The sequence below is a fragment of the Polaribacter litoreus genome (genome assembly GCF_054584775.1).
The window spans coordinates 135,538-162,510 of record NZ_JBTLRD010000012.1 but is presented as its reverse complement, the minus strand read 5'-3'; the positions used below and the strand labels follow the sequence as shown (position 1 = coordinate 162,510).

Here is a 26,973-nt window from a genome sequence, read left to right as displayed (position 1 = left end):
GGGGAATTATTTTAAACCAATTTTTAGCTATATTTGAAAACAGGATTAAACTATGAAAAATCTAATCCTGTAATTTTGAACTTACACACTTGATGGGAAAGTGTCAATTTATAACATAAAAGAATAAGAGCTTATCTAAAGGTTGTTGTTAGAATATTAGTATTAGACTATTTAGACAAAAATTTATCTAATAAGCTTTTTAATTCTTCTAATCTTGGTTTTAAATAGTTTTCATTCTTCTTATAATAATTTTCAATTTCAATGACCTTGCTTTCATTTATTATTTCTTCTCTCAAACAAGATATTGGATATTTTGAAGAAATATCAGTTAACAATGAACCTATCAGGAGTATTGTTAGATCTATATTTCTATGAATTGGAATTTCCTCATTTTGACGATTCCATTTTTTTCCATTATGTCTCCATACTTTTAAAGAAATTTCTTTATTATCGTATTGGGCTACACCTAAAGATAAAAATCTAACATCCGAATTATTCGCGTAAATTGAATCAATTTTATCATATTCTTTTACTGCAATAATTGGATTGTGTTTTAGATGGGTTGGTATATTCATTATTTATTCTTTTGTAAACTTTCTTGTTACAAAACCACCATTTTTAGCTTCTAATTTCAAAATATATAATCCTTTATTTAATGACGATACATCTATACTTACTCCTGGTTGTTTTGTGCTCTGTACTTCTTTTCCTAAAAGGTCAAATACTTTCGCTGAATTAAACTCTTCTTGTGTATTAAATTGTATTAAGTTTTTTGTAGGATTTGGATAAACTAAAAATTCAAAAGCTTCATTTTCTTTTACAGATAATTGATTATCAACTATTACTTTAGCTAATTCCAATGTATTCGATTCTCCACCAACTGTAGTAACAATTCTATAAAAAGCGGTGCTTGGCGTTGTTACAGGTGGTACATAAGTATCAGTATTAGCGCCTAATATATCCGTCCAAGTTTCTCTATTATCTGTACTTTTTTGCCATTGATATATTACGTCACCTCGATCAGATATAGCGGTTGCGGATAACGCTGTCGCCTCGTCCCCTGTATTATAATTTTGGGTAATAACATCATTAGTATAAATTTGGCTATTAAAAGCAACTGCAACTAATTTTGTACCATCCGATGAGCTTGTAATATCACGCCAATCTCGGTCTGATTCCCTTGCTGTCCAAGTAATTCCACTATCAATAGAAGTATAAATTTGTCCATTTTGAACTACTGCAGCTAATTTTGTACCATCTGATGAACTCGTTATACTTTTCCAGAGCCTATCTATATCTGTTGCTCTTTCTGTCCAAGTTAGGCCACTATCTGATGATGTGTAAATTTGACCAACAGTTTCAGTTGCGGCTAATTTTGTACCGTCCTCTGAACTTATAATGCTACTCCAAGACTTGTAAGGAATTCTTGCCGTCCAATTTTGTCCACTATTTGTAGAAGTATTAATTCGGCTACCAAAACCAACTGCTGCTTGTTTTGTACCATCGGATGAACTGGTAATATCTTGCCAATTATTATTACCATCCCAAGATACAGTAGATTCTCTTACCGCCCATGTTGCTCCACTATTTTTGGAAATACAAATTCTATTAGTAGTTACAGCGGCTAATATTGTACCATCTGATGAACTTGTAATACTATTCAATTTACCACCATATTTATCGATATTTCGTGCTCTTTCAGTCCAAGTTGCTCCTGCATCTGTAGAGACGTAAAGATTGCTATTTTCTACAGCAGCCAATTTTATACCATCTGATGAACTTGTAATATTAGTCCAGTACCTGTTTTCATCCGTTGCACTTTCTCTCCATGTAACCCCACTATCGGATGAAGTATATATTTTACCATTCCAAGTTGTAGCCGCTAATTTTGTTCCATCTGATGAACTAGTTATGCTATTCCAATTTCGATTTGATTCTCTAGCTATCCAAACAGTTCTTTCTGGAGTCCAAGAAATAAAGGTAGGTGCCTGTGCATTGATTAATCCATGTAAAGAAATGGCTAAAAACAGCAATGCTCTGTATAAAAAATTTTTTTTCAACATAATTTCCATACTTTTTTTTTCAAAAATATAATTTTTCTTTCAATAAGTAGTTATTACTTCATCCAAAAGTTAACTATGCTATATTCGAAAGTAAATTTTAACAAAATATTCCTCTTTAACAAATAAAAAAAAACTGTTCGTTTCGTTGTATATTTGTAAAGGTTTAAAACGTTATTTATTTGAAAAAAAAGAAAAAAGGTAAATTAAAACAAAAACTAACAGATAAATACAGGTTGGTAGTTTTAAATGAAGATACATTTGAAGAACGATTTTCTTTAAAATTATCTCGTTTAAATGTATTTGTTTTGGGTGGTCTACTTTCTTTCTTGTTAATCTTAGTAACCACATTTATCATCACTTTTACACCAATAAAAGAATTTATTCCTGGTTATTCATCAACAGATTTAAAGATTAAGGCCACTAAATTGGCTTTTCAAACAGATTCATTAAAACGAAAACTAGATGTAATGCACGATTATACTAGGGCTTTGCAACCTATTTTAATGGGTAAAATTGAACCAGATATTATAGATTCTATAGAAATTGAAGCGGGTAAAACTATTATTATAGATAGTTTGTTAAGTGCATCTAAAGAAGATTCTATCTTTAGAGAAAAAATTGAAAGTCAAGATCGTTTTCCGATTCAGAATAATGCAGCAACAAATGTAAAAATTGTTTTTTTTGCACCTTTAACGGGTAGCATTTCTCAAAATTTTGATGCAAAATCTAAACATTTAGCTGTAGATATTGTTGCAAAAAGTGGTACACCTGTTAAGGCTACTGCAGATGGTACAGTAATTTTTTCTGGTTGGAACACAGAAACAGGCTACGTGATAATTCTAAAACACGCTTATGATTACATTTCTGTATACAAACATAATGGAACTTTACTTAAAGAACAAGGTGATTTTGTAAAGTCTGGAGAGGTAATTGCTAGTGTAGGTTCTACTGGCGAGTTAACAACTGGACCGCATTTACATTTTGAACTTTGGAGTGGTGGTTATGCCGTAAATCCTACAAATTTAATCGATTTTAAATAATGAGTATAAAGTCCGTATTTGCTATTCCGTTTGCTAAAATTGCTACAAAAAGAGTTTTTAAGTGGGCTAATAATCCTTATAAAACGCAAGATAAAGTTTTTAAAAATTTAATTTCAAAAGCAAAAAATACAGCTTTTGGTAAAGATCATGATTTTAAGAATATTACTTCTTATGATGATTTTAAGAAGCGCGTAAAAGTATCAGATTACGAAGGTTTACGAACATATGTAGATCGAATTGTAGAAGGTGAATCTGATGTGCTTTGGCCAGGTAAACCCTTATATTTTGCAAAAACTTCGGGTACAACTTCTGGGGCAAAATACATTCCGATTACCAAAGAATCTATGCCAACGCATATTAAAGCCGCCAGAAATGCTTTGTTGTTTTATATTGTAGAAAAAAATGATGCAAGTTTTGTAGATGGAAAAATGATTTTCTTACAAGGTAGCCCAGTTTTAAGCGATAAAAATGGAGTTAAATTAGGCAGATTAAGTGGAATTGTAGCACATTACGTACCAAAATACTTGCTAAAAAACCGTTTGCCAAGCTGGGAAACCAATTGCATAGAAGATTGGGATACCAAAGTAAACGCCATTGTAGAAGAAACCCTAAATGAAGATATGTCTGTAATTAGCGGAATTCCTTCTTGGGTACAAATGTATTTCGAAAAACTGATAGAAAAAACCGGTAAAAAGGTTTCAGAATTGTTCCCGAATTTTAATTTCTTTATTTATGGTGGTGTAAATTTTGAACCTTATAAAAACAAATTCGAAAGTTTAATTGGTAAAAAAATCGATTATATTGAATTGTATCCTGCATCAGAAGGTTTTATCGCCTACCAAGATTCACAAAAAGAAAAAGGAATGTTGCTGCAATTAAACTCAGGAATGTTCTATGAATTTATTCCTGCAACTGAATTTTTTGATGAAAACCCAACCAGAATATCCATCAGAGATGTAAAAATTGGGGTAAATTATGTCATCATTTTAAACACTACAGCAGGTTTATGGGGATACAATATTGGAGATACTGTAGAATTTACGTCAACAAAACCCTTTAGAATTAAAGTTACAGGTCGTATAAAACATTTTATATCCGCCTTTGGCGAACACGTAATTGGTAAAGAAGTAGAAAAAGCATTAAACGATTCTATTTTAGGAACTAACATTAATATAAGTGAGTTTACTGTTGCACCACAAGTAAACCCAGAAAATGGTTTACCTTATCACGAATGGTTCATTGAATTCGAAACTGAACCAAAAAATATTGAAGAATTTGCCCAAAAAGTAGATGCTTCTATGCAAGCACAAAATATTTATTATTTCGATTTGATTGAAGGTAAAGTATTACGTCCATTAATCATTAGAAAAGTAAAAAAAGGAGGTTTTCATGCGTATATGAAATCCATAGGCAAATTTGGTGGGCAAAATAAGATTCCGCAATTATCTGATAACAGAAAAATTGCAGATGTTTTACAAGATTTTTTAAAGGATTAACATATGGGAGGTGATTATTTATTTATAGGATTGGCAGTATTTTTAGTTATTGTTTACTTTTACAACAAATTTAGAAACAGACGTTAATGAGTACAATTAGAATTACAAAACAATTTAATTTTGAAACAGGACATGCTTTGTATGGTTATGATGGAAAATGTAAAAATGTGCATGGCCATTCCTACAAATTAGCCGTAACTGTTTCTGGTACTCCTATTGCTGATAGTACCAATGTAAAATTTGGGATGGTAATCGATTTTGGCGATTTAAAAAAGATTGTAAATGAAGAAATTGTAGATCTTTTTGATCATGCTACTGTGTTTAATAAAAATACCCCTCATGTAGAATTGGCTGCCGAACTTCAAAAAAGAGGTCATCATGTAATTTTAGTTGATTATCAGCCAACCAGTGAAATGATGGTAATTGATTTTGCAGAAAAAATAAAAGCGAGGCTGCCACAAAACATAAAATTGCATGCTATAAAATTACAAGAAACAGATACTAGCTTTGCAGAATGGTTTGCAAGTGAAAATTAATTTTAATAGAAATGTAACTTTTTTAAGACAATATCGTTGTAATTAATGAGTTATATTTGACAAAAATTTATTCTTATGAAAAATCTAACATATATTTTAGTCTTATTTGTATCAGTATCTTTTTTTAGTTGTGGTGATGATTCATCAAGCGTACCAACTTTTGTACTTTCTAGTGCAAATGTAACTGGTACTTATGGTATAAGTAGTTACGAAAAGTTGATTGTAGAATCTGCAACTTCAACATCTGGAGAAAATACTACCGAACTCGAAAGAAATTCTAAAGTAGGAGATAGGTTTCAGATGACAATTATACTTAATACAGATGGCACATATACTGCGAATGGTTTGCATGGATTTGTTTCCACTATTTCACCTACACCTCAATCAGGTCAGCCAAATCCTGAAACCATACAAGTAGACGCAGCTGGTACTTTTACTGTAAATTCTAGTGCAAATACCATTACTTTTTCTCAAACAAAAGGAGATTTTATCTTAGGAACTTTTAATATTACCACTTTTTCTGAAAACTCATTAGTAATGTTTCAAGAAGTGGTAGATAACCAAAGTGTAGGAATTTCTTTAAAAACTACAACTGGTATTGCACTTTCTAGACAATAAATTATCACTGAAACATTAAAAAGTAAACGTGCTTATTTTAGTGGACTTCGTAATATCTTCTTTGTTTAATTGATATTGCGCTATTGCAAATTCTGATATGATAAAAGCATGATTGTTTCTTATAATGATGTCAATTGCGCCTTCTGTTACAATTTCATCAATATATTTAGAATCACTTGGGTCTGTAACATCAAATATTTTTACTGTATCATCACAAACCAAAAGGTAATTATTGCCATATAAACTCAAACCTTTTGGTTGTGTTAACCCTCTTGTGTTTAATAAAATAGGATTTTCAACATCTTCGATATTATAGGTTTTTAACTCGTTAACGGCTCCTCCACAAGTGGCATTACTATGTAATGTAACGTAAGCATTGGTATCATTAGCAACTACAGGATCACAGGCTCTAAAGTGGTTTGAACGCGACATTAATTTAGGTAACTCTGCATTAGTAACATCATAAATATACATAGCATCTTGTGAACCAATAAATAAATAGTTTTTAAAACTAAATAGTGTTTCTATATTAAAACCAACATTTATGGTATTTACCTTTACAGGATTTGAAACGTTGCTAATATTAAATACAGACAAATTAAAAAAATCTACCGTATACAAATAATCTTCTTTTAAAATAAAGGTTGCTAACGACCCACCTTGTCCATCACTTGCAATATTAGAAGAAACAGCGCTATCGCTTTCGCAGCACGAAAAAGCAAATAAAATAGCAAATAACGGAATGATATATCTTTTTTTCATAGTATTATTTTTGAACCCAATTCACAACAACTTTATCATTTTCATAAAAAGAATCTCCATCAGGAGATTGCAATTCAGGAAAAACATTTTTCAACCTTTTTTTAACCGCTATTTGAAAAGTAGAAAAATCTAAACTTAATACTACTAAATCTGTTGCTTGATTGATGTAAAGCGTGTTATTTCTTATAGCAACATCTGTAGCGCCTGGAATTTTTAAAAATTTCTTTTTAATGGGGTTGGTTTCGTCTGTATTATCAAAAATATGAAAACCAGTACGTTTGTCGTTCACAAAAATGTAATCATCAATAATGTATATTTTTGATGATTCTGTAACTGGGGTTTTTTCTTGAATTTTGATTGAATTTTCAAACTCAGTTCTTGATAGTGTAACTGGGTTATATCTAGACCACACAGGGTCTACAGTGCCAGAGTTGTTCCAATTATCTATAATACAACTAGTTAAACTTAAACAGAATAAAATAACAGCAATTTTTTTCATATTTTTTTAGTTTGTATAAATATACTCTATAGATGTAAAATATCTAAAAAGGTTGCGTTAAATTATTGGAAATTTTATCTAAACCTCAGATTTAGAGTTATTTTCCGTTAAAGGTGTTCATTGTATTTGCTAGACCAGCCGTACCAAAAGAGGTTATTACTTTTGCAGAAGTTGGTAAACGTTCGATTAACTGGCTATTTTCATCTTTATTCCATTCACCTAAAACATAATCTACTTGACGCCCTTTTGAATAGTTGGCTCCTACACCGAATCTAAATCTTGGGTATTTGTTTGTGCCTAATTTTTCTTGAATATCTTTAAGTCCATTATGGCCACCATCACTTCCTTTGGCTTTTACTCTAATGGTACCAAAATCAATATTCAAATCATCTGTAACAATTAATAGATTTTCTGTAGCAATTTTTTCTTTTTGCATCCAATATTTTACTGCTTTTCCACTTAAATTCATGTAAGTACTTGGTTTTAATAGAATAAAAGTTCGTCCTTTATATCTAAAACTAGCTACATCGCCTAATTTTTCTGTTTCAAAAGTAACTTTGTGTTCTTCAGCAACTTCATCAATAATTTTAAAGCCGATGTTATGACGTGTATTGGCGTATTTGTCGCCTATATTTCCTAAACCTACAATTAAAAATTTCTTCATTAATTTTTTTTTGAGACTTCTTTTTTATAGAATAAGTTTGTAAAATTTGTATTACAAAAATAAGATCTTCTTTCGAATACCTTTACTTGAATTCAATTCAATGAATTTTCACATAAATTTAAGGTAAAAAAAAGCGTTACAAAAATGTAACGCTTTTATAAAATTATAGTAGCAACAATTTATTCTGCTGCTGTTTCTTCATCTTCATCCACAGTAACAGTTGCATTACGAGATGTTCTTACTTGAACAACAACTGTGTTATCAGGGTGCATAAATGTATAATCATCATTCTTTAATGATGTTACAAATAATTTATTTCCTATTTTTAATTTAGAAATATCTGCGGTAATAAAATCTGGTAAATTAGCAGGTAATGCTTTTACTTTTAATTTACGATTAGTAAAACGCAAAGAACCACCATTTAAAACACCAGGAGAAGTACCCGTTAATTTTACTGGAATATTCATTGTAACTTCTTTGTCATCAAACAATTGATAAAAATCTACGTGTAAAATTTTATCACTTACTGGGTGAAACTGAATGTCTTGTAAAATAGCGCTTATTGTTTGTCCATCAACATTAATACTTGCTGTAAATACATTTGGAGTATATACCAAATTTTTAAACGCTTTTTCATCTGCTGAAAAGTGAATTGGTGTTTCTCCTCCGTATATAACGCAAGGAACCATTCCAGCATTACGTAAGGCTTTAGTAGCTACTTTGCCCACGCTTTCTCTTTTTGATCCTTTAATTGTAATTGATTTCATTACTTTTTATTAAAAATTTACATTAAAAATTGATTACTTATTGATGTGTTATCTTGTACTTTGTGCATAACATCAGCGAATAAGGGCGCGCAAGATACAACTTTTATTTTAGATGTCTCTTGTTTTAAAGGTATTGTGTCAGAAACAATTAATTCTGTCAAAGCAGAGTTTTCAATTTTTTCATAAGCTCCTCCAGAGAGAATAGGATGTGTACATATGGCACGCACACTTTCGGCTCCTCTTTCTTTCATTAAATTTGCTGCATGAGCTAAAGTACCTCCTGTATCAATCATATCATCAACCAGTACTACATTTTTACCTTCTACATCACCAATGAGTTCCATATGACCAATTACATTGGCTTTTTTTCTTTGTTTATAACAAATTACAACATCAGAAAGTAAATGTTTTGAATAAGCATATGCTCTTTTAGAACCCCCCATATCTGGTGAAGCAATGGTTAAATTTTCTAAATTTAAGCTTTCTATATATGGCATAAAAATAGTAGAGGCAAAAAGATGATCTACAGGTTTTTCAAAAAAACCTTGAATTTGATCTGCATGTAAATCCATTGTCATTATTCTTGTTGCACCAGCAGATTCTAGTAATTTTGCGACTAATTTTGCTCCTATAGCTACTCTAGGTTTGTCTTTTCTATCTTGTCTTGCCCAACCAAAATATGGCATAACAGCTGTAATGTGTCTCGCAGAAGCTCTTTTAGCAGCGTCTAACATTAGTAACATTTCCATTAAGTTGTCTGCATTTGGAAAAGTAGAACCAATTATAAATACACGTCTTCCGCGAACTGATTCTTCGAATGCTGGCTGAAATTCTCCATCACTAAAGTAAGTAGTTATTACGTTTCCTAACTCTGTATTATATTCTTTGGCTATTTTGTGGGCTAAAACTGTACTTTGTCTGCAACCAAAAAGTTTTGGAGCAAGAGAGCTGATGATCATAAGATATGATTTTAGTAGTGTTGTTGTGAGTTCACAAAAGTAGAAATAATTTATTGAGTTTGAAATTAAATTTTCTCATTATAAGTTAAAAATATTTAGTAAATTTGCAAACCAATTTAAAGAAGCTCAAGTGGCGGAATTGGTAGACGCGCTGGATTCAAAATCCAGTTCTTTCGGGAGTGTGGGTTCGATTCCCACCTTGAGTACTAAAAGGCTTTTCAAGGTTTTTCTTTGAAAGGCTTTTTTATTAAGTATAGGTACAACAAATTAGACTTTTCATATATTCTTTAAAAAAGAAAGCGCTTTCCTTTACTAAAACTCTTATTTGATGAGTTTCTGATCACTATATCTCTAAAACTGAAATTTTAGCAGCTTCAGTAAGGAGTACTAGGCATATTAATAATTGTGCAAAATTAGGATTTGATATAATGACAGGGCCTTTAAGTGCTATAAAAAATAGTAATCTTTTCATTTGTATAATCTTCCTCTATATACATATATTTTGTTTGGTAATTTATAAAGAACCAATATCGTTATGCCTGTTTAATTTTTAAGTATTTAAATTGGATTGCTGTTCCAGATATTTTTGCGGTATTTTAAATTTTCTTGTAAGCTAATAGTAAAAGAATTATTAAGATTTATCACATCAAGTTTGCCAAAACCTAAATATTATTAGCTTAGCTAATTCTACTTTAAATAGAATAGATTACCATAAATGGAGTGAACTGTGTTAATATATTATACAATAAAGTTGATTTGTTATTTATACGTTGAATAAAAAAAGAAGATGGTAGTTTTCTAAAGTGTACTTTTAAGTTTCGAAATAATCAAGGAGATATACTCACTATAAAACGAGTAATTTTTAGTTTTTGAATACAGTCCAATTATAAAAATAATACCTAAAAATGAGCATAGAAATCACAGACGAACAAAAAGATTTTTTGGGCATTACCAACAAAGACAAATTAAGTGCAGCAAGTAAAAGAGCTTTGCAATGGCCAAAAGATTTATCTAATGAATGGTTTTTTGATTATCAAATCGAAGATTTAAAAGGAGATTTGGCTTACGAAGAAGGTGTTGTAAGACGCGATCCAAGTGCTTTAATTAAATTTAATGATAAATATTTTGTGTGGTATTCTAGATCTACTGGTGCTACAGACGGTTTTGCTGGTAATATTTCTACGGATAAAGTTTTTCCTTGGGATAGATGCGATTTATGGTTTGCTACTTCTTACGATGGCATCACCTGGAAAGAAGAAGGTTTAGCTGTGCCTAGAGGAGCAGAAGGTGCTTACGATGATAGGTCTGTGTTTACTCCAGAAATTATGGAATATGAAGGGATGTATTATTTATCCTACCAAACCATAAAAGGCGATTATACTGTAAGAGTTAAAAATGAAGTAGGTTTGGCTTGGTCAAATTCTCCTTATGGTCCATGTACAAAAAGTGATGCTCCAATTTTAAAACCTGCTGATAATGGCATTTGGAAAGGTGATACCCAAAATCGATTTTTAGTAGAAAAAAAGGGCGATTTTGATAGCCATAAAGTACACGATCCTTGCATAATACCCTATAAAAACAAATTTTACCTTTATTACAAAGGAGAACAAATGGGCGAAGCCATTACATTTGGTGGTAGACAAATTAGACATGGAGTTGCAATTGCAGATCATCCAAAAGGACCTTATATAAAATCGGAATACAACCCTATTTCTAACAGTGGTCATGAAATTTGTGTTTGGCCATTTAATGGAGGTGTTTCTTCTTTAATTACCACAGATGGTCCAGAAAAAAACACGCTTCAATGGTCTCCTGATGGAATTAATTTTGACATAAAAAGTGTGGTAAAAGGTGCGCCTCATGCAATTGGTTTAAATAGAACTGTAGATGCAGAAATACACCCAACTCATATTTTAAGATGGGGATTAACTCATGAATATATGAATGATGATTATCAATACATCAGAAGATTTACTACCTGGAAAATGACACATCACGTAGCTAAAGGAGAAAGAGGAGAATAATTTTAATACTAATGTTTAAAAAATAATATGTCTAACAAAAATTTATTTGTCACAAAAATAGCCGCAATTGTTGCATTGGGTGGTTTTTTATTAGGATTTGATGCTTCCGTAATTTCTGGAGTTGTAAAATTTATAGAGCCAGAATTTAACCTTACAAAATTACAATTGGGTTGGGCTGTAAGCTCTATAACTTTAACAGCAGGAGCTGGGATGTTAATCTCTGGACCCATGAGCGATAAATTTGGAAGACGAAAAATTTTAAAATATGCAGCATTACTGTTTACAATTTCTGCAATTGGTTCTGCTTTGGCTTTCAATTTCTTTTGGCTAATATTTTTTAGGATGATTGGTGGTTTTGCAGTTGGTACAGCATTAATTATTGCACCAATGTATATTGCAGAAGTGGCTCCACCAGAAAAAAGAGGACAACTTGTTTCTTTTAATCAACTAAATATTGTTTTGGGTATTTCTATCGCTTTTTTTACCAACTATTTAATTTTAAAATGGGGTAATTCTGATGCTGAATGGGCAAAATCTATTGGACTTGGTAAATGGAACTGGAGATGGATGCTAGGTTTAGAAGCTTTACCAGCAATTCTTTATTTTTTAGGATTATACATAGTTCCTAGAAGTCCTAGATGGCTAATGATTCAAAATCAAAAAGAAGAAGCTTTACAAGTAATGAACAAAATTGTTGATGAAAATAAAGCTAAAAATCAACTTAAAGAAGTAGAACAAAGCATTTCTGAAGATGCCACAAAAGAAAAAACTAAAGTATCAGATTTGTTTAAAAAATCCATGCGAAAAGTTATTGTAATTGGTTTGGTAGTTGGTGTTTTTCAGCAGATTGTTGGTATAAATGCAGTACTTTTTTATGCTCCTATGATTTTTGAACAAACAGGTATAGGTACAGATGCTTCTTTTATACAGGCGGCTTTAGTAGGTGTTACAAATTTAGCTTTTACCATAGTTGCTATTTTGGCAATAGATAAATTAGGTAGAAAACCACTTTTAATTATTGGTATGGCTGGTATTGCCATTTGCTTATTTTTATTAAGTTATGGTTTTAACGATGCTACTTATGCATTAAATCAAGAAGCTATTGCAAACTTACCATCAGAAATAGATAGCTCAAAAATAGCATCACTTAAAGACAAAGTTTTCGAGAACGATTTAGATTTTAAAGCAGCATTAGCAAATGTTTTGGGTAAAGAAAATGCTGCAAAATACGAAGGAACTTTAGTAACTGCAGCAGCAAAAATGAATACCATTTTAATTCTGATTGGTATTATAGGTTTTGTAGGTGCGTTTGCAATGTCTATTGGTCCTGTAATGTGGGTTTTATTTTCAGAATTATTTCCTAATAGAATTAGAGCCATAGCCATAACTTTTGTAGGCCTAGTAAATATGGCAATTTCTTTCTTGGTACAACTTTTATTTCCTTGGGAATTAGAAACTTTAGGAAACGCTGGTACCTTTTTACTCTTTGGTGTTTTTGCAGTTATAGGCTTTGTGTTTATATGGTTTAAAGTGCCAGAAACCAAAGGAAAATCTTTAGAAGAATTAGAAGAATTGTTAATCAAATAAAAAAGTAAAATGCAAATATTAGTATACAAGAATTTAATTATAGTCGCTTTTTTATCGATATTTTTAATGAACTGTGGTAGTTCAGATACAACAGAAGCAGAAGAAGTTATTACACAAAATGACACACCAACTGCAGAAAACGATATTTTAATTGTAGAAGAAAATAGTACAGCTGGTACAGTAAACCAGATTGATGTTAGCAAAAATGATACTTTAGGAAATGATGGAGGAGATGCTGATAATTACAGTATTAGCACAACAACTAATCAAGGTACTTTAACAGAAATAAGCGATGGTGTTTTTGAATATGTGCCAAATTCAGATTTTTATGGCGAAGATGGTTTTACTTACCAATTGTCTGATAAAGATGGAGATAAAGCAACAGCAACTGTAACAATTACGGTAAACAAATTTGTACCAACTGAATCTGCTTTTCTAAATATAGACCCAGATTTCCCATCATTTACTTCTATTGAAGATACAACTCCAGAAGATAAAAAATGGGTAAAATTAGAAACAATGTCAGATGAGTTTGATGCTTGGGATGGTTCTAAATGGTTTAAATCTACTTGGAATTACGGAGTGCCTGTTTTTATGTCGAAATCAGATGAAAATTCTGGTGTTGCAGATGGTAATCTTTGGATTAAAGCTACATTAAACGAAAGTAATGCAGATGGTAGATGGTTTCAAACTGCTAGAATCCACTCTAAAGCTGAAACAGGATATCCAATGTATACAGAAGCAAGAATTAGAACTGCACACATTTCGGCTTATAATACGTATTGGTTGAATAAAGGTGAAGGTGGTGGTGGTATTTTTAGAGATGAAATCGATATTATAGAAAACAACTCAAATCCATCTTGTACAAATTGTACTGCAGATAATTTTCCAGAACAGATGAACTCACAATACTTTCACGCAGACAATAATAAAACTCCTAAAGAAATTAGAAATAAAGGTAATTTTTTACGTTCGGATTTATCTGACACAAATCCCTTAAAAACTAAAGGTTGGAATGAAGAATACCACACTTATGGAGTTTGGTGGAAAGATGAAAAAAATATTCAATTTTACTTAGATGGTGAACCAGCAGGAAGTGTTGTAGTTGGTGAACATTTGGATGGAACTTATCATGAAGATCGTTTTTTTACAAGAGAATTAGAAATTATTTTTGATGTTTGGACAAATGAAGCAGGTTGGTTAGGAGGTTTACCTCCAAAAAGTGATTTATCAAATAATTCTATTAACACAATGCGAATCGACTGGGTAAGAACTTGGAAGTTAGAAGATAAGTAAATTACTTTTTTACCAACATTCGCTTAATTTCATTCAATTTCATTAAAGCTTCAATTGGTGTTAATGTATCAATATTTGTAGCCAAAATTTCTTCTCTAATATTTTCTAACAAAGGATCATCTAACTGAAAAAAGCTGAGTTGCATTTCTTCTTCTTGAGTTTGTTTTAAAACATCTTTAACTTCAGCATTTTTATTATTTTCTTCTAGTTTTTTCAATATTTTATTGGCTCTATGAATTACCATATTTGGCATTCCAGCTAGTTTGGCTACGTGAATTCCAAAACTATGATTAGAGCCTCCAGCAACCAATTTACGTAAGAAAATAATGTTGTCTTCTAGTTCTTTTACAGACACATTAAAGTTTTTAATGCGCTCAAAAGTCGTGGTCATTTCATTCAATTCGTGATAATGTGTGGCAAATAATGTTTTTGCTTTTGATGGATGTTCGTGCAAGAACTCAGAAATGGCCCAAGCAATCGATATTCCATCATAAGTAGAGGTTCCTCTACCAATTTCATCTAACAGAATTAAACTGCGCTCAGAAACGTTATTTAAGATCGATGCAGTTTCGTTCATTTCTACCATAAACGTAGATTCTCCCATAGAAATATTATCACTAGCACCAACTCTGGTAAAAATCTTATCAACAATCCCAATTTTAGCATTTTGTGCAGGAACATAACTACCCATTTGAGCTAGTAAAACAATCAAAGCAGTTTGACGTAAAATGGCAGATTTACCAGACATGTTTGGCCCAGTAATCATAATAATTTGTTGCTGATTCCTGTTTAAAACAACATCATTAGCAATATAGGTTTGATCAATAGGAAGTTGTTTTTCAATTACAGGATGTCTACCATTTTTAATGTCTAAATCTGTGCTTTCATCCATAATAGGACGAACGTAATTATTATCTACAGCCAATACAGAAAAAGACAATAAACAATCTATTTTTGCAATAATTTGTGCATTTTCTTGTACAACATCAACAAACTGAATGATGTATTGCAACAGTTTTGAGAAAATTTCTTGCTCTAATTTGGCAATTTTTTCCTCTGCTCCTAAAATTTTGGTTTCGTATTCTTTTAGTTCTTCAGTAATGTATCGTTCAGCAGAAACTAAGGTCTGTTTTCTAATCCATTGTTCAGGAACTTTGTCTTTATGTGTGTTTCTAACCTCTATGTAATAGCCAAACACATTGTTAAACGCAATTTTTAAACTTGTAATTCCTGTAGCTTCAGTTTCACGCGCTAATAGTTCATCTAAAAACTGTTTTCCTGATGATGAAATTGCACGTAAATCATCTAATTCTTGATGTACATTGTTGGCAATTGCGTTTCCTTTATTGATGTTTACAGGAGCATCATCAAACAAGGTTTCAGAAATTTTTGTGATTAAATCTTTACAAGTATGGAGTTGTTTTCCTAAATTTTGAACAGCTTTATTTTTACTCTTTTCAGCTTCAATTTTTATCGGTAAAATTGCTTTTAGAGAATCTTTTAACAATACAATTTCTCTTGGTGAAGCTTTACCAGTTGCTACTTTAGAAATGAGTCTTTCTAAATCAGAAATTTGTTTTAATTGATAGGTTACAGTTTGCGAAAATTCATCAGAATCTATAAAAAATTTGACCAATTCATGACGATTTTTAATTTCATCAATATTTTTTAAAGGCAAAGCCAACCAACGTTTTAACAATCTTCCACCCATAGGTGAAATGGTTTTATCAATTACATCTAAAAGCGTAACTGCATTTACAGAATTTGGATTGTACAATTCTAAATTACGAACTGTAAAACGATCCATCCAAACATAGTTATCTTCAGCAATTCTGCTGATATTTTGAATGTGTTTTAATTGATTATGTTGTGTTTCAGATAAATAATACAAGACAGCACCAGCAGCAATAATTCCGTTTTTTAAATCTTGAACACCAAAACCTTTAAGCGTTTTTACTTCAAAATGATTTTGTAAAGTTTCATTGGCATATTCTTTTTGAAAAACCCAATCATCTAAATAAAACGTATAATACCTGTTTTCAAAAAGTTCTAAGAATTTTTGCTTGTTTTGTTTCTGAACTAAAACCTCACTTGGACTAAAATTTTGCAGTAGTTTATCAATATATTCTGATGTTCCTTGAGCAACTAAATATTCACCTGTAGAAACATCCAAAAATGAAATTCCGAGTTGTTTTTTATCAAAATGAACAGCCGCTAAAAAGTTGTTGCTTTTGCTTTGTAAAACTTCATCATTTAAAGAAACACCAGGCGTAACCAATTCTGTAACTCCACGTTTTACAATGGTTTTGGTCATTTTTGGGTCTTCTAACTGATCGCAAATGGCAACACGCATTCCTGCTTTTACCAACTTTGGTAAATAGGTATTTAAAGAATGATGAGGAAAACCAGCCAAAGCCGTTTCTGAATCTGAACCTGCACCACGTTTTGTAAGTGTAATGCCTAAAACTTGAGCTGCTTTTTTAGCATCATCTCCAAAAGTTTCGTAGAAATCTCCAACACGAAAAAGCAACATAGCATCAGGATATTTGTTCTTGATAGTATTGTACTGTTTCATTAAAGGAGTTACCTTTTTCGCTTTCTGTTTTGCCAAGTTTTTGGAAATTTTCAATTAGTTTTGCGAAGATAAAAAAAAGACTTTAGCCTTTAGCTCTTAGCTATTAGTTTTCACACCAAACTAACAAAAAGCTAAAAGCTAAAAGCCAACAGCTAAATTTATGAGGAAATTAAAAAATAACGAGTTAGGTAGAATTTCGGTTGATGAATTTAAAGCCGTTGAAAAAACACCAATTATTGTGGTTTTAGACAACATTAGAAGTTTAAATAATATTGGTTCTGTGTTTAGAACTAGTGATGCTTTTTTGATTGAAAAAATCTATTTGTGTGGTATTTGTGCAACTCCGCCAAACAAAGATATTCATAAAACGGCTTTGGGTGCTACAGAATCTGTAGATTGGGAATATGCTGAAAGTACACTTTCAGTAGTTCAAAATTTACAAGATTCAAAAGTTAAAGTTTTGGCCATTGAACAAGCTGAAAACTCGACAAAATTAGATACTTTTTATCCAATAAAAGATCAGAAATATGCCATTGTAATGGGTAATGAAGTAAAAGGCGTGCAACAAGAAGTGGTAAATGCCAGTGATTTTTGTATTGAAATTCCGCAATTAGGCACCAAACATTCTTTAAATATTTCTGTAACTACTGGAGTTGTAATTTGGGATTTGTTTACGAAAATGAATAGTTTATAGTTTTTAAACCATACCAGCAGAAGGAGAAAACAGCAATTCTGTAGGATTATCTATATCATATAAATATTGATAACTTCTAACTTCTTTTTTGCAAAACGGTTCAATTAATTTTACCATATTTTCAAAACCTTTTAAAGTTAAAATACAGAAAAAAGTTTGATTGTCTTTGGTTAAAATTCCTTCATCTGTTTTAAACAAACCGAATATTAAATTACAATTTATAAGTTCCATAAAATCGACTTGTGCTAAATCTAATTTTTGTTTTTTGTTGATAACAACGTCTACCAAAAGATCTCTAAGTTTGATAGCTTCTGCTTTATCAAAATCAAACAAACGAACTATATTTTCATCGAGTTCATTATAGTTTTCTATGTAATCTAGTTTCATTTTGAATTCGCAGATTTTAAGAGAATTAATATCAAAAAACTGAATTATTCCTACTAGATTTTCTTTTTAAACTAACTCCTAAATTTATTCTTAATTGTCGTGTCATTGTAGCGACAATCTGTTTTATTTACTTAACTCTACTGTTTTCTGAAGTTTCACGCTCTAAATTTAGAATAAATGTAAAACTGCATTTATTACAACCATTTTTGACTGTAATATTCTTTTAATCTATTGTGAGCTACTTTTATATGGAATGGCTTCATAATATCTTTTTTTCGTTGCGTCCATTGTCCAATTTTATCTACAATTTCATCTGTATTTTTAATATTTTCGTTTTGAGAAATATAATCAACTGTTGCAAGTAATTCTAAACCATATGGAGATTCAAATCCTTCAAGTAATTTTTTTACTTTTTTTAACCTTTCAAGTTGATTGTTATCTAACTTTTTTTGAGTATAATTAACTACTTTTTCAAAATGATTAATAGTAACTAAAGAACTTGGCTTGGTTTCTTCGGGTTTAAAGTTTAAATAATAACCATTCAAGTATTTTAGTAAATGCTGTAATCTATTGGAATACGGACCATAGTGTCCTTTTTCATATTGTAAGTTTAAAGGTTCTCCAACTCTTTGGAGAAAATAAGCTATTTTTTGCGTAACCAATAAGTTTATTGAATAACCTAGTACTTGATAGTCCTTTAATGCACAAAGAAGCATTGCTCTTGCTGGTGTTAAAGAAACTTCTTTCTTTTTAATTATTGTTTGGTTATTGAATCCAGGTTCATAAATAATAACTTCAATATTTTTATCTATATTTTTTAGTTCTTTAAGTATTATAGGTTTAACAATATTCCATTGTAAACCTCCATTTCCACATCCTAAAGGTGGAATAGCTATTGATTTTATTTCATTAGTCTTTATTGTTTCAACAAGTTTTTTCATCCCGTTTTCAATGAACTCAATTTTTGAACGACCTCTCCAATGTTCTTTGGTTGGAAAGTTTATAATAAACTTTGGGTTTAGTTGTCCAGTATTAGTTGTAAACATATTTCCAACTGAAAATTCTTTTTTGTCACATACTTCTTTATATAACTTATAGTTTAAAGGAAAAGCTTTTTTAAATGCAAGTGCAATACCTTTACCCATTACTCCAACTGTATTTACTGTATTAACTAGGGCGTCAACATCAGCATTAAGTATATTTCCTTTAGTAAATTTTATCATTTTAGTAATAATAATTTGATTTAACAATTACATTGCAATTAATATTATTTTCGGCAAGTTTAGTTAAAATTTTTGTTTTAGCATTTTCATTATAAGTAACAATTCCTTTTATCATTGAAAAAGGAACCTCTTTGTGAATTAGAAACTCTGCTTGCTTCTTTCTTTTTCTATCAGGGTCGCTTTCTGTATCATTCCACCTGACAAGGTTTACTGTCTTCCAATCAACTTCTTTTAAAAATTTTTCTTCATTAAAAAATTGAGAAAGGTTATGATAACCATGACCATCTGTAAAAACAAATGCTAATTTATTTTCTTTGACAGTTTTAAAGCTAGTAACTAAATATATAATATCTTCAGGTTTTCGTTTTGTAACGTTATTGTATCCTTTCTGAATATTGTAAAGCATTGGAGATCTTGCTCCAAAATAAAAAGAAACATAATTTGAAAAATCTCCTTTTGGTTTTATTGGTATTTGTTTTGATTTTCTACTTTCAATTAAAGAGTTATCCCCAATCCCAATAAAATCTGGGTCACTCTTTTTTAAATTTGGACAACAAATGGTTTTAGACTTTAATATAAAATCTAAATTATCAATATGCATAATTCGATACAAGTATACTGTATCAGGTTTTTCCATTTGTTATAGTAAAAGTAAACGGTTTATAAATTATTTTTAATGTTTTTATGATATATAAAAAAAACATAATATAATATAAGTTTAGAGATAAACCAAATTAATGCGCCTCCAACCAATTATAACCCAAACCAACTTCAACATCTAAAGGAACACTCATTTTAAAGGCGTTTTCCATTTCGTGTTTTATAATGGGTTCTATGATTTTAAGTTCGTCTTTATGTGCATCAAAAACCAATTCATCATGTACTTGTAATAACATTTTAGATTTAAAACCTTCTTTTTCAAATCGGTTGTGAATATTAATCATTGCCAGTTTTATAATATCAGCAGCAGAACCTTGTATTGGCGCATTTACCGCATTTCGTTCTGCACCAGATCTTACCATTGCATTTCTAGAATTGATGTCTTTTAAATAACGACGTCTGTTTAAAACCGTTTCTACATACCCATGTTCTCTTGCAAAATCTACTTGTGCAGACATGTAAGCTTTTAATTTTGGATACGTTTCATAATACGTATCAATCAATTCTTTGGCTTCTCCTCTAGATAAGTTGGTTTGGTTGCTTAAACCAAATGCAGAAACTCCATAAATAATTCCGAAATTAACGGTTTTTGCATTACTTCTTTGTTCGCGAGTCACTTCATCTAAAGGCACGTTAAACACTTTTGCAGCAGTAGAAGCGTGAATATCTTCGCCATTTTTAAAGGCATTTATCATATTTTCTTCTTCACTTAAAGCAGCAATAATTCGCAATTCTATTTGGCTATAATCAGCGGCCAACAACACATAATCGTTACTTTTAGGAACAAATGCTTTACGCACTTCTCTACCTCTTTCTGTTCTAATTGGGATGTTCTGCAAATTCGGATTGTTAGAACTCAATCTACCTGTTGCAGCAACAGCTTGCATATATTGTGTATGAATTCTGCCTGTTTTTGGGTTGATTTCGTTGGGCAAGGCATCAACATAGGTGCTTTGTAATTTTTTATATTGACGATATTCTTGAATATCTCTAATTATTTTGTGGTCTTTTGCCAAGAAAGATAAAATATCTTCGCCTGTTTTATATTGTCCTTTTTTTGTTTTTTTAGGCTTATCTACCAACTTCATGTTTTCGAACAATACAATACCCAATTGTTTTGGAGAAGCAATATTAAACTCTTCTCCTGCTTGTTCGTAAATACTTTTTTCGAGTTTGTTGATGTCTTCGGTTAACGCGGCAGATAATTCTTGTAAAAACTCAGTGTTTACATTAATGCCTTCAATTTCCATTGCTGTTAGCACAGAAACTAGCGGAATTTCTACTTCATTGAAGAGTTTTGTAACGTTGCCAGACTCTAATTCTGATGTAAAATATTGTTTTAATTGATGAGTAATATCTGCATCTTCAACAGCATATTCTGTTTGATCTTTGATGGGTACAACTCGCATAGAAAGTTGATTTTTTCCTTTTTTACCAATTAATTCTGTAATTGAAACGGGTTGATAATTTAAATACGTTTCAGCTAAAACATCCATATTATGCCTCATATCTGGATTGATCAAATAATGCGCAATCATGGTATCAAACAATTTACCTTTTACAGGCATTTTGTAATTGGATAAGACCTTTATATCATATTTTAAATTATGACCAACTTTCTCAATATCACTTTCAAAAAATGGTCTAAATTCTTCTAAAATTGATTTGGTTTCTTCTTGATTTTCTGGAAATGAAACATAATATCCTTTGCCTTTTTCGTAGGAAAAAGCAATTCCGATTAACTCAACTTCAAGTGCTTTTAAACCTGTAGTTTCTGTATCAAAACAAACCGAAGGTTGTTGCATTAATTTTTGCAGCAACAATTTTCTTGATAATGGCGTATTTATATGCTGATAAAAATGATTGGTAGTTGCAATGGTTTTAAAACCAGAAGCTACTTCTTCTTGAGTAATACTTCCTGTTCCTGGAGCCGCAAATAAATCGAATTGACCTTCTAAAGTTTTTTGTTGGTTTTTGGTTGATGGTTTTGATTCTTGAGTTGACGAGTTTTCTGTTGCATTTGTTTTTACTGCATTTTCATCAGTAAAAGTTCGTAAGAAATTAGTAAGTAGATTTCTAAATTCTAAATCGTTAAAAATTTCGGTTACCTTTTCTTTATCAGGTTCATCTAAGGTAAAATCAGTAGCATCAAAAGTAACAGGTACATCTAGCATAATGGTTGCCAATTTTTTAGAAAGCAAACCCAATTCGCCATTTGCTTCTACCTTTTCTTTCATTTTTCCTTTTAGTTGATCTGTGTTGGCTAACAAACCTTCCATAGAGCCAAATTGTGTCAAGAACTTTTTAGCTGTTTTTTCGCCAACTCCAGGCAAACCAGGAATGTTGTCAGCAGAATCGCCCATCATCCCTAAATAATCGATAACTTGCTCAGGTTTTTCTACTCCGAATTTAGCTTGCACTTCAGGTACACCCCAAATATCATAACCACCTCCAAAACGAGGTTTGTACATAAAAATATTTTCTGAAACGAGTTGAGCAAAATCCTTATCAGGCGTAACCATATAGGTTTTGTAACCTTCTTTTTCGGCTTGTTTAGAAAGTGTACCAATTACATCATCAGCTTCAAACCCCTCTTTTACCATAATTGGGATATGCATTGCTTTCAAAATCTCATAAATGTAAGGAACAGCCAAACGAATTGCCTCTGGCGTTTCATCTCTGTTGGCTTTGTAAGCTTCGAACATTTCTACACGATCTACACTGCCTCCTTTGTCAAAACAAACAGCCAAGTGGTCTGGTCTTTCGCGTTTTATAACATCTAGTAGCGAGTTCATAAAACCCATTATTGCAGAAGTATCTAATCCTTTCGAATTAATTCTTGGGTTCTTTATAAAAGCATAATATCCACGAAAAATTAATGCATATGCATCAACAAGAAAAAGTCTTTTTTGGTCTGCCATTTTATCTTTAATTGTAAAAAGATAAAACTACAAAAACTTATGATTCCTAAGAAACTTGAAATGGTTTTTATCAGTTTGATTAATCTTTAGATAAATTGATTTTTAAACCCCCATATTAGCTTGTCATAAATTCTGTTTATAAAACTTCACTATTCTTAATAAACTTTGCCAAGTTTTCTTTATTCATCTGTACTACAGACCAGTCGTTTAAATACGTTGCACCTGTGCTTTTATAAAAATTAATTGCGTTTGTATTCCAATCAATTACTTCCCAAGCAACTCTATTAAAATTGTTGTCATACGCATATTTTAAAACGGCAGTGTATAACGCTTTACCAGCTCCTATTTTTTGTTTGCTTTTAGTAACAATTAAATCTTCTAAATGAATGGTTTTTCCTTTCCATGTAGAATAGCGCTCGTAAAAAAGCGCAATACCTATGATTGCATCTTCTTGTTCTGCAACAAATATTTTAAATTTTGGATGATCAGAAAACCCATCATTAATCAAATCGTTTACTGTAATTTCTACGGCATCTGGTTCTTTTTCAAAAATGGCCAATTCGTTAATTAAATCTAAGACAGATGGCATATCTTCTTTATTTCCTTCTCTAATTTTAAATTTCATGACAATACGTTTTGGAATGTAAATATAGTAGTTTTGAACATTTCTGAAAAAAAAGGATTTTTTTGAACATTTATTTTTGATTTGTTAAAAATAACATAAAAAAATTACCAAATGATTTTTACGAAAACGTTGTCGTAGATTATAAAATATTGCATCTTTGTACACATCAACTTTTTATAATTATGGCAAAAAAAAATCAGACTTTAGGAGAATTTATAATTGAAAATCAAAATGATTTTAAATATTCCTCTGGAGAACTATCAAGATTATTAAACTCTATTCGTTTAGCAGGTAAAGTAGTAAATCACGAAGTAAATAAAGCGGGTTTAGTTGATATTACAGGTGCAGCTGGAGACACTAATATACAAGGAGAGGACCAACAAAAGTTAGATGTGTTGGCAAATGATGTGTTTATTGAAACCATTAGAAATAGAAATATAGTTTGCGGAATTGCAAGTGAAGAAGAAGATGATTTTATCATTATTAACAGCCAAGATAAAAATCATCAAAATAAGTATGTAGTTTTAATGGATCCTTTAGACGGTTCTTCTAATATTGATGTAAATGTATCTGTAGGTACAATTTTTTCTATTTTTAGAAGAGTTACCGAAGTTGGAACCCCTGTAAAAATTGAAGATTTTTTACAGTCTGGAGATAAGCAAGTTGCAGCGGGTTATATTGTGTACGGAACTTCTACAATGTTGGTGTACACAACAGGAAATGGTGTAAATGGTTTTACATTAAACCCTGCATTAGGAAGTTGGTACTTGTCACACCCAAACATAAAATTTCCAGAGGACGGAAAAATATATTCTGTAAATGAAGGAAACTATTTAGATTTTCCTGCTGGAATTAAAATGTATATAAAGTACTGCCAAGCAGAAGAAGGAGATAGACCATATACAAGCAGATATATTGGGTCTTTGGTTTCTGATTTTCATAGAAATATGATTAAAGGTGGTATTTACATGTACCCAAAAGGATCTAAGAATCCGAAAGGAAAATTAAGATTGTTATACGAATGTAGTCCAATGGCTTTTTTAGCGGAACAAGCTGGAGGCTTAGCTACTGATGGAACAAGAAGAATTATGGAAATTGAACCTACAGAATTGCATGAACGTGTGCCCTTTGTTTGTGGAAGTAAAAATATGGTGAAAAAAGTTTCTGAGTTTATGCAAACCTTTGGCGAATAAATGTTGCTTATAGCAGTATAAGTTAACAAAACGCTAATGTTTTGGGTAATGCCTAATAAACATTTAAATTTGTTACACAAAAATTTATTAATCAAAAAAAATTATAACAATTATGGCTTTTGAATTACCAGAATTAGGATATGCTTACGACGCGTTAGAACCACATATAGATGCAAGAACTATGGAGATTCACCATACAAAGCACCACAATGGATATACTACAAAATTAAATGCAGCAATTGCAGATACTGATTTAGAAGGAAAATCAATCGAAGATATTCTTGCTAATTTAGATATGAGTAATGCTGCAGTAAGAAATAATGGGGGTGGATTCTACAATCACTCATTATTTTGGACAGTTATGAATCCTGAAGGAAGAGGGTATTTGTCTGGAGAGTTAAAAGATGCTATTGAAGCTGCTTTTGGTTCAAAAGATGCTTTTATAGATGCTTTTTCTAAAGCTGCAGCTACACAATTTGGTTCTGGTTGGGCTTGGTTATGTGTACTTCCAGGAGGAAAAGTAGAGGTGTGTTCTACTCCAAATCAAGATAACCCATTAATGCCAGGTGTTACTTGTGGAGGAACTCCAATCTTAGGACTAGACGTTTGGGAACACGCTTATTATTTAAATTACCAAAATAGAAGACCAGATTATATTGATGCTTTCTTTAAAGTAATCAACTGGAACGAAGTTGAAAAAAGATATGCAGCAGCGAAATAATTTCGTACAAACTAGTATTACTTTTAAAGCATCCTTTTACGGGATGCTTTTTTATTGCTCTAAAAAATAGAGTAATGGAGTTACTCAAAAATTTACCTTTTTTGACTCGTTTAGATTTCATATATTTACTGATTAGTCATTATCAAATTATAGTTTTCTATCCGTTTGATAATCAACATTTATGAATCTTAAAAGTTTTCTAGAAATGGTTTTTTGAATCAATTTTACTTGATACAAATTACTTAAATTCTAAAAACGAATAAAAATATATTATTTTACTTATGGCATGTGGAAGTTGTGGTACAACAGAAAATGGAGTACCAAGAGGTTGTAAAAGTAATGGAAATTGTGGTACAGGAACTTGCGGAAGTGGTAGTGAAAAACTAGCAGTTTTTGATTGGCTTTCTAATATGACACTACCTAGTGGTCAAGAACGATTTAATATTTTCGAAGTACGTTTTAAAAATGGAAGAAAGCATTTTTATAAAAATGTAGATAATTTACCCTTAACAATGGGAGATATTATTGCAGTTGAAGGTGCTCCAGGTCATGATATTGGTACAATTTCTTTAGCTGGTGAATTGGTAAAAGTGCAAATGAAAAAGCGAAAAATTACCGAAAACCACGAAGATGTTAAGAAAATATACAGAAAAGCCACTCAAAAAGATATAGATATTTGGCAACAAGCCAGAGGTAGAGAAGAAGAAACACAAAGAAGAGGTAGAGAAATTTTAGGCAAATTAGGCTTAAAAATGAAACTCTCTGATGTTGAGTTTCAAGGTGATGGAAATAAAGCTACGTTCTATTATACCGCTGATGCAAGAGTAGATTTTAGACAATTGATAAGAGATTTGGCAAGTGCATTTTCCATTCGTGTAGAAATGAAACAAGTTGGTGCAAGGCAAGAAGCAGCAAGATTGGGTGGTGTAGGTTCTTGTGGTAGAGAATTATGTTGTTCTACTTGGTTAACAGATTTTAGAAAAGTAACCACATCAGCAGCACGTTACCAACAATTGTCTTTAAATCCTTTAAAGTTAGCTGGGCAATGTGGAAAATTAAAATGTTGTTTAAACTTTGAGTTAGATACGTATTTAGATGCGCTAAAATCTTTCCCAAAACAAGATGTGGTATTAAAAACCGAAAAAGGAGATGCTGTTTTTGTAAAGATGGATATTTTTAAAAAGCACCTATGGTATACCTATAAAGAAGAGCGTTTTAAATGGTTTCGATTAACGTTAGATCAAGTTCAAGAAATTATCGACTTGAATAAAAATAACGAGAAATCTATGTCGTTAGAAGAGTATGAGTCTGATGTAGAAGTAGCTATTAAAGTAGATTTTGAAGATGCAGTAGGGCAAGACAGTTTAACTCGTTTTGATGCACCTAAAACAAGTAAAAGAAGAAGAAATAATAGAAATAAGAGGAGAAAAAAACCAGTTGCAGCTGTAACTCAGGCTGAAGACAATACTCAAAAAAATCAGCAAAAACCACAACAAAAAAGAAAGCCAAAACCAAAGCAAAATACTAGAAGAAAACCGGCAAACAATAATCAACAGAATTCTAATTCTCCCAGAAAAACGAATTCTAAACGAAACAATTCAAATACTAATAGAAATGTATCGAATACTAAAAATAGGCCTTCAAAAAAATAAAAAAGTTGTTT

At 31.1% G+C, this 26,973-nt stretch carries 24 protein-coding genes, 1 tRNA gene and 1 pseudogene; 13 read left to right on the top strand and 13 right to left on the bottom strand.

What is annotated here, in order from left to right:
• Positions 1–167: 167 nt before the first annotated feature.
• Both ACW9UN_RS12180 and ACW9UN_RS12175 read right to left on the bottom strand, forming a co-directional pair.
• The gene (locus ACW9UN_RS12180) at positions 168–575 is read right to left on the bottom strand and encodes a DUF6530 family protein (RefSeq protein ID WP_459486565.1); all 408 of its coding nucleotides are present in this window, start codon (positions 573–575) and stop codon (positions 168–170) included.
• Between the two features lie 3 nt (positions 576–578).
• Positions 579–2,063: a T9SS type A sorting domain-containing protein gene (locus ACW9UN_RS12175; RefSeq protein WP_459486564.1), complete on the bottom strand. Its 1,485-nt coding sequence runs from the start codon at positions 2,061–2,063 to the stop codon at positions 579–581.
• Positions 2,064–2,236: 173 nt separating this feature from the next.
• On the opposite strand from ACW9UN_RS12175, the gene ACW9UN_RS12170 reads away from it, so the two are divergent.
• From ACW9UN_RS12170 to ACW9UN_RS12155, 4 genes are all read left to right on the top strand, one after another.
• Complete coding sequence (locus tag ACW9UN_RS12170) at positions 2,237–3,103, top strand: M23 family metallopeptidase (protein WP_459486568.1); 867 nt, start codon at positions 2,237–2,239, stop codon at positions 3,101–3,103.
• A complete protein-coding gene (locus ACW9UN_RS12165; RefSeq protein ID WP_459486563.1) occupies positions 3,103–4,599 on the top strand; it encodes a GH3 auxin-responsive promoter family protein in 1,497 nt (498 codons plus the stop codon). Before ACW9UN_RS12170 ends, ACW9UN_RS12165 begins: the two co-directional genes overlap by 1 nt.
• An 86-nt stretch (positions 4,600–4,685) precedes the next feature.
• On the top strand, positions 4,686–5,135 hold the full coding sequence (locus tag ACW9UN_RS12160) for a 6-pyruvoyl trahydropterin synthase family protein (RefSeq protein WP_459486562.1): 450 nt from the start codon (positions 4,686–4,688) through the stop codon (positions 5,133–5,135).
• Positions 5,136–5,210: 75 nt separating this feature from the next.
• Positions 5,211–5,753, top strand: coding sequence for a hypothetical protein (locus ACW9UN_RS12155; protein ID WP_459486561.1), 543 nt, complete (start codon positions 5,211–5,213; stop codon positions 5,751–5,753).
• Positions 5,754–5,768: 15 nt separating this feature from the next.
• Here ACW9UN_RS12155 and ACW9UN_RS12150 read toward each other — a convergent pair whose 3' ends face one another.
• The 5 genes from ACW9UN_RS12150 to ACW9UN_RS12130 all read right to left on the bottom strand — a co-directional run bounded on the left by ACW9UN_RS12150 (position 5,769) and on the right by ACW9UN_RS12130 (position 9,404).
• A complete protein-coding gene (locus ACW9UN_RS12150) occupies positions 5,769–6,515 on the bottom strand; it encodes an LVIVD repeat-containing protein (RefSeq protein ID WP_459486560.1) in 747 nt (248 codons plus the stop codon).
• A 4-nt stretch (positions 6,516–6,519) separates the two neighbouring features.
• The gene (locus ACW9UN_RS12145; protein ID WP_459486559.1) at positions 6,520–7,014 is read right to left on the bottom strand and encodes a hypothetical protein; all 495 of its coding nucleotides are present in this window, start codon (positions 7,012–7,014) and stop codon (positions 6,520–6,522) included.
• 97 nt (positions 7,015–7,111) lie between these two features.
• Complete coding sequence (gene pth / locus ACW9UN_RS12140; protein ID WP_459486558.1) at positions 7,112–7,678, bottom strand: aminoacyl-tRNA hydrolase; 567 nt, start codon at positions 7,676–7,678, stop codon at positions 7,112–7,114.
• 179 nt (positions 7,679–7,857) lie between these two features.
• Positions 7,858–8,445, bottom strand: coding sequence for a 50S ribosomal protein L25/general stress protein Ctc (locus ACW9UN_RS12135; protein ID WP_459486557.1), 588 nt, complete (start codon positions 8,443–8,445; stop codon positions 7,858–7,860).
• 17 nt (positions 8,446–8,462) lie between these two features.
• Positions 8,463–9,404: a ribose-phosphate pyrophosphokinase gene (locus ACW9UN_RS12130; RefSeq protein WP_459486556.1), complete on the bottom strand. Its 942-nt coding sequence runs from the start codon at positions 9,402–9,404 to the stop codon at positions 8,463–8,465.
• Positions 9,405–9,528: 124 nt separating this feature from the next.
• On the opposite strand from ACW9UN_RS12130, the gene ACW9UN_RS12125 reads away from it, so the two are divergent.
• The 5 genes and pseudogenes from ACW9UN_RS12125 to ACW9UN_RS12105 all read left to right on the top strand — a co-directional run bounded on the left by ACW9UN_RS12125 (position 9,529) and on the right by ACW9UN_RS12105 (position 14,311).
• Positions 9,529–9,610, top strand: a tRNA-Leu gene (locus tag ACW9UN_RS12125).
• 147 nt (positions 9,611–9,757) lie between these two features.
• Positions 9,758–9,856: pseudogene (locus ACW9UN_RS12120) on the top strand (fructose-6-phosphate aldolase); the annotation flags it as partial.
• A 453-nt stretch (positions 9,857–10,309) separates the two neighbouring features.
• A complete protein-coding gene (locus ACW9UN_RS12115; protein WP_459486555.1) occupies positions 10,310–11,428 on the top strand; it encodes a glycoside hydrolase family 117 protein in 1,119 nt (372 codons plus the stop codon).
• 27 nt (positions 11,429–11,455) lie between these two features.
• Positions 11,456–13,015 (top strand): sugar porter family MFS transporter, encoded by a 1,560-nt coding sequence (locus ACW9UN_RS12110; protein ID WP_459486554.1) that lies wholly within the window; start codon positions 11,456–11,458, stop codon positions 13,013–13,015.
• Between the two features lie 9 nt (positions 13,016–13,024).
• Positions 13,025–14,311, top strand: coding sequence for an Ig-like domain-containing protein (locus ACW9UN_RS12105; RefSeq protein WP_459486553.1), 1,287 nt, complete (start codon positions 13,025–13,027; stop codon positions 14,309–14,311).
• Between the two features lies 1 nt (position 14,312).
• Here ACW9UN_RS12105 and mutS read toward each other — a convergent pair whose 3' ends face one another.
• Entirely contained in the window at positions 14,313–16,886 is a 2,574-nt protein-coding gene (gene mutS, locus ACW9UN_RS12100) for a DNA mismatch repair protein MutS (protein WP_459486567.1), read from the bottom strand.
• 160 nt (positions 16,887–17,046) lie between these two features.
• Between mutS and ACW9UN_RS12095 the strand changes: the two genes are divergently transcribed.
• Entirely contained in the window at positions 17,047–17,580 is a 534-nt protein-coding gene (locus ACW9UN_RS12095) for a TrmH family RNA methyltransferase (RefSeq protein WP_459486552.1), read from the top strand.
• Positions 17,581–17,583: 3 nt separating this feature from the next.
• On the opposite strand, the gene ACW9UN_RS12090 is transcribed toward ACW9UN_RS12095, so the two are convergent.
• The 5 genes from ACW9UN_RS12090 to ACW9UN_RS12070 form a co-directional block, all read right to left on the bottom strand.
• The gene (locus ACW9UN_RS12090; RefSeq protein WP_459486551.1) at positions 17,584–17,967 is read right to left on the bottom strand and encodes a hypothetical protein; all 384 of its coding nucleotides are present in this window, start codon (positions 17,965–17,967) and stop codon (positions 17,584–17,586) included.
• Between the two features lie 194 nt (positions 17,968–18,161).
• Complete coding sequence (gene darG, locus ACW9UN_RS12085; protein WP_459486550.1) at positions 18,162–19,190, bottom strand: type II toxin-antitoxin system antitoxin DNA ADP-ribosyl glycohydrolase DarG; 1,029 nt, start codon at positions 19,188–19,190, stop codon at positions 18,162–18,164.
• 1 nt (position 19,191) lies between these two features.
• Positions 19,192–19,827: a type II toxin-antitoxin system toxin DNA ADP-ribosyl transferase DarT gene (darT, locus tag ACW9UN_RS12080; RefSeq protein ID WP_459486549.1), complete on the bottom strand. Its 636-nt coding sequence runs from the start codon at positions 19,825–19,827 to the stop codon at positions 19,192–19,194.
• A 97-nt stretch (positions 19,828–19,924) separates the two neighbouring features.
• The gene (gene polA / locus ACW9UN_RS12075; protein WP_459486548.1) at positions 19,925–22,771 is read right to left on the bottom strand and encodes a DNA polymerase I; all 2,847 of its coding nucleotides are present in this window, start codon (positions 22,769–22,771) and stop codon (positions 19,925–19,927) included.
• A 136-nt stretch (positions 22,772–22,907) separates the two neighbouring features.
• Positions 22,908–23,396 (bottom strand): GNAT family N-acetyltransferase, encoded by a 489-nt coding sequence (locus ACW9UN_RS12070; RefSeq protein WP_459486547.1) that lies wholly within the window; start codon positions 23,394–23,396, stop codon positions 22,908–22,910.
• A gap of 182 nt (positions 23,397–23,578) precedes the next feature.
• Between ACW9UN_RS12070 and fbp the strand changes: the two genes are divergently transcribed.
• From fbp to ACW9UN_RS12055, 3 genes are all read left to right on the top strand, one after another.
• A complete protein-coding gene (gene fbp / locus ACW9UN_RS12065) occupies positions 23,579–24,589 on the top strand; it encodes a class 1 fructose-bisphosphatase (protein ID WP_459486546.1) in 1,011 nt (336 codons plus the stop codon).
• Between the two features lie 112 nt (positions 24,590–24,701).
• Complete coding sequence (locus ACW9UN_RS12060; RefSeq protein ID WP_459486545.1) at positions 24,702–25,310, top strand: superoxide dismutase; 609 nt, start codon at positions 24,702–24,704, stop codon at positions 25,308–25,310.
• A gap of 281 nt (positions 25,311–25,591) precedes the next feature.
• Positions 25,592–26,962: a PSP1 domain-containing protein gene (locus tag ACW9UN_RS12055; RefSeq protein ID WP_459486544.1), complete on the top strand. Its 1,371-nt coding sequence runs from the start codon at positions 25,592–25,594 to the stop codon at positions 26,960–26,962.
• Positions 26,963–26,973: the final 11 nt, after the last annotated feature.

Excerpts from the sequence above, each read along its gene's own strand:
- darG (WP_459486550.1), bottom strand. The coding sequence starts at position 19,190 with ATGATAAAATTTACTAAAGGAAATATACTTAATGCTGATGTTGACGCC.
- polA (WP_459486548.1), bottom strand. The coding sequence starts at position 22,771 with ATGGCAGACCAAAAAAGACTTTTTCTTGTTGATGCATATGCATTAATT.
- ACW9UN_RS12165 (WP_459486563.1), top strand. The coding sequence starts at position 3,103 with ATGAGTATAAAGTCCGTATTTGCTATTCCGTTTGCTAAAATTGCTACA.
- ACW9UN_RS12110 (WP_459486554.1), top strand. The coding sequence starts at position 11,456 with ATGTCTAACAAAAATTTATTTGTCACAAAAATAGCCGCAATTGTTGCA.
- ACW9UN_RS12070 (WP_459486547.1), bottom strand. The coding sequence starts at position 23,396 with ATGAAATTTAAAATTAGAGAAGGAAATAAAGAAGATATGCCATCTGTC.
- ACW9UN_RS12130 (WP_459486556.1), bottom strand. The coding sequence starts at position 9,404 with ATGATCATCAGCTCTCTTGCTCCAAAACTTTTTGGTTGCAGACAAAGT.
- ACW9UN_RS12105 (WP_459486553.1), top strand. The coding sequence starts at position 13,025 with ATGCAAATATTAGTATACAAGAATTTAATTATAGTCGCTTTTTTATCG.
- mutS (WP_459486567.1), bottom strand. The coding sequence starts at position 16,886 with ATGAAACAGTACAATACTATCAAGAACAAATATCCTGATGCTATGTTG.
- ACW9UN_RS12155 (WP_459486561.1), top strand. The coding sequence starts at position 5,211 with ATGAAAAATCTAACATATATTTTAGTCTTATTTGTATCAGTATCTTTT.
- darT (WP_459486549.1), bottom strand. The coding sequence starts at position 19,827 with ATGGAAAAACCTGATACAGTATACTTGTATCGAATTATGCATATTGAT.
- ACW9UN_RS12090 (WP_459486551.1), bottom strand. The coding sequence starts at position 17,967 with ATGAAACTAGATTACATAGAAAACTATAATGAACTCGATGAAAATATA.
- ACW9UN_RS12175 (WP_459486564.1), bottom strand. The coding sequence starts at position 2,063 with ATGTTGAAAAAAAATTTTTTATACAGAGCATTGCTGTTTTTAGCCATT.
- fbp (WP_459486546.1), top strand. The coding sequence starts at position 23,579 with ATGGCAAAAAAAAATCAGACTTTAGGAGAATTTATAATTGAAAATCAA.
- ACW9UN_RS12060 (WP_459486545.1), top strand. The coding sequence starts at position 24,702 with ATGGCTTTTGAATTACCAGAATTAGGATATGCTTACGACGCGTTAGAA.
- ACW9UN_RS12145 (WP_459486559.1), bottom strand. The coding sequence starts at position 7,014 with ATGAAAAAAATTGCTGTTATTTTATTCTGTTTAAGTTTAACTAGTTGT.
- ACW9UN_RS12180 (WP_459486565.1), bottom strand. The coding sequence starts at position 575 with ATGAATATACCAACCCATCTAAAACACAATCCAATTATTGCAGTAAAA.
- ACW9UN_RS12135 (WP_459486557.1), bottom strand. The coding sequence starts at position 8,445 with ATGAAATCAATTACAATTAAAGGATCAAAAAGAGAAAGCGTGGGCAAA.
- pth (WP_459486558.1), bottom strand. The coding sequence starts at position 7,678 with ATGAAGAAATTTTTAATTGTAGGTTTAGGAAATATAGGCGACAAATAC.
- ACW9UN_RS12115 (WP_459486555.1), top strand. The coding sequence starts at position 10,310 with ATGAGCATAGAAATCACAGACGAACAAAAAGATTTTTTGGGCATTACC.
- ACW9UN_RS12095 (WP_459486552.1), top strand. The coding sequence starts at position 17,047 with ATGAGGAAATTAAAAAATAACGAGTTAGGTAGAATTTCGGTTGATGAA.
- ACW9UN_RS12055 (WP_459486544.1), top strand. The coding sequence starts at position 25,592 with ATGGCATGTGGAAGTTGTGGTACAACAGAAAATGGAGTACCAAGAGGT.
- ACW9UN_RS12160 (WP_459486562.1), top strand. The coding sequence starts at position 4,686 with ATGAGTACAATTAGAATTACAAAACAATTTAATTTTGAAACAGGACAT.
- ACW9UN_RS12150 (WP_459486560.1), bottom strand. The coding sequence starts at position 6,515 with ATGAAAAAAAGATATATCATTCCGTTATTTGCTATTTTATTTGCTTTT.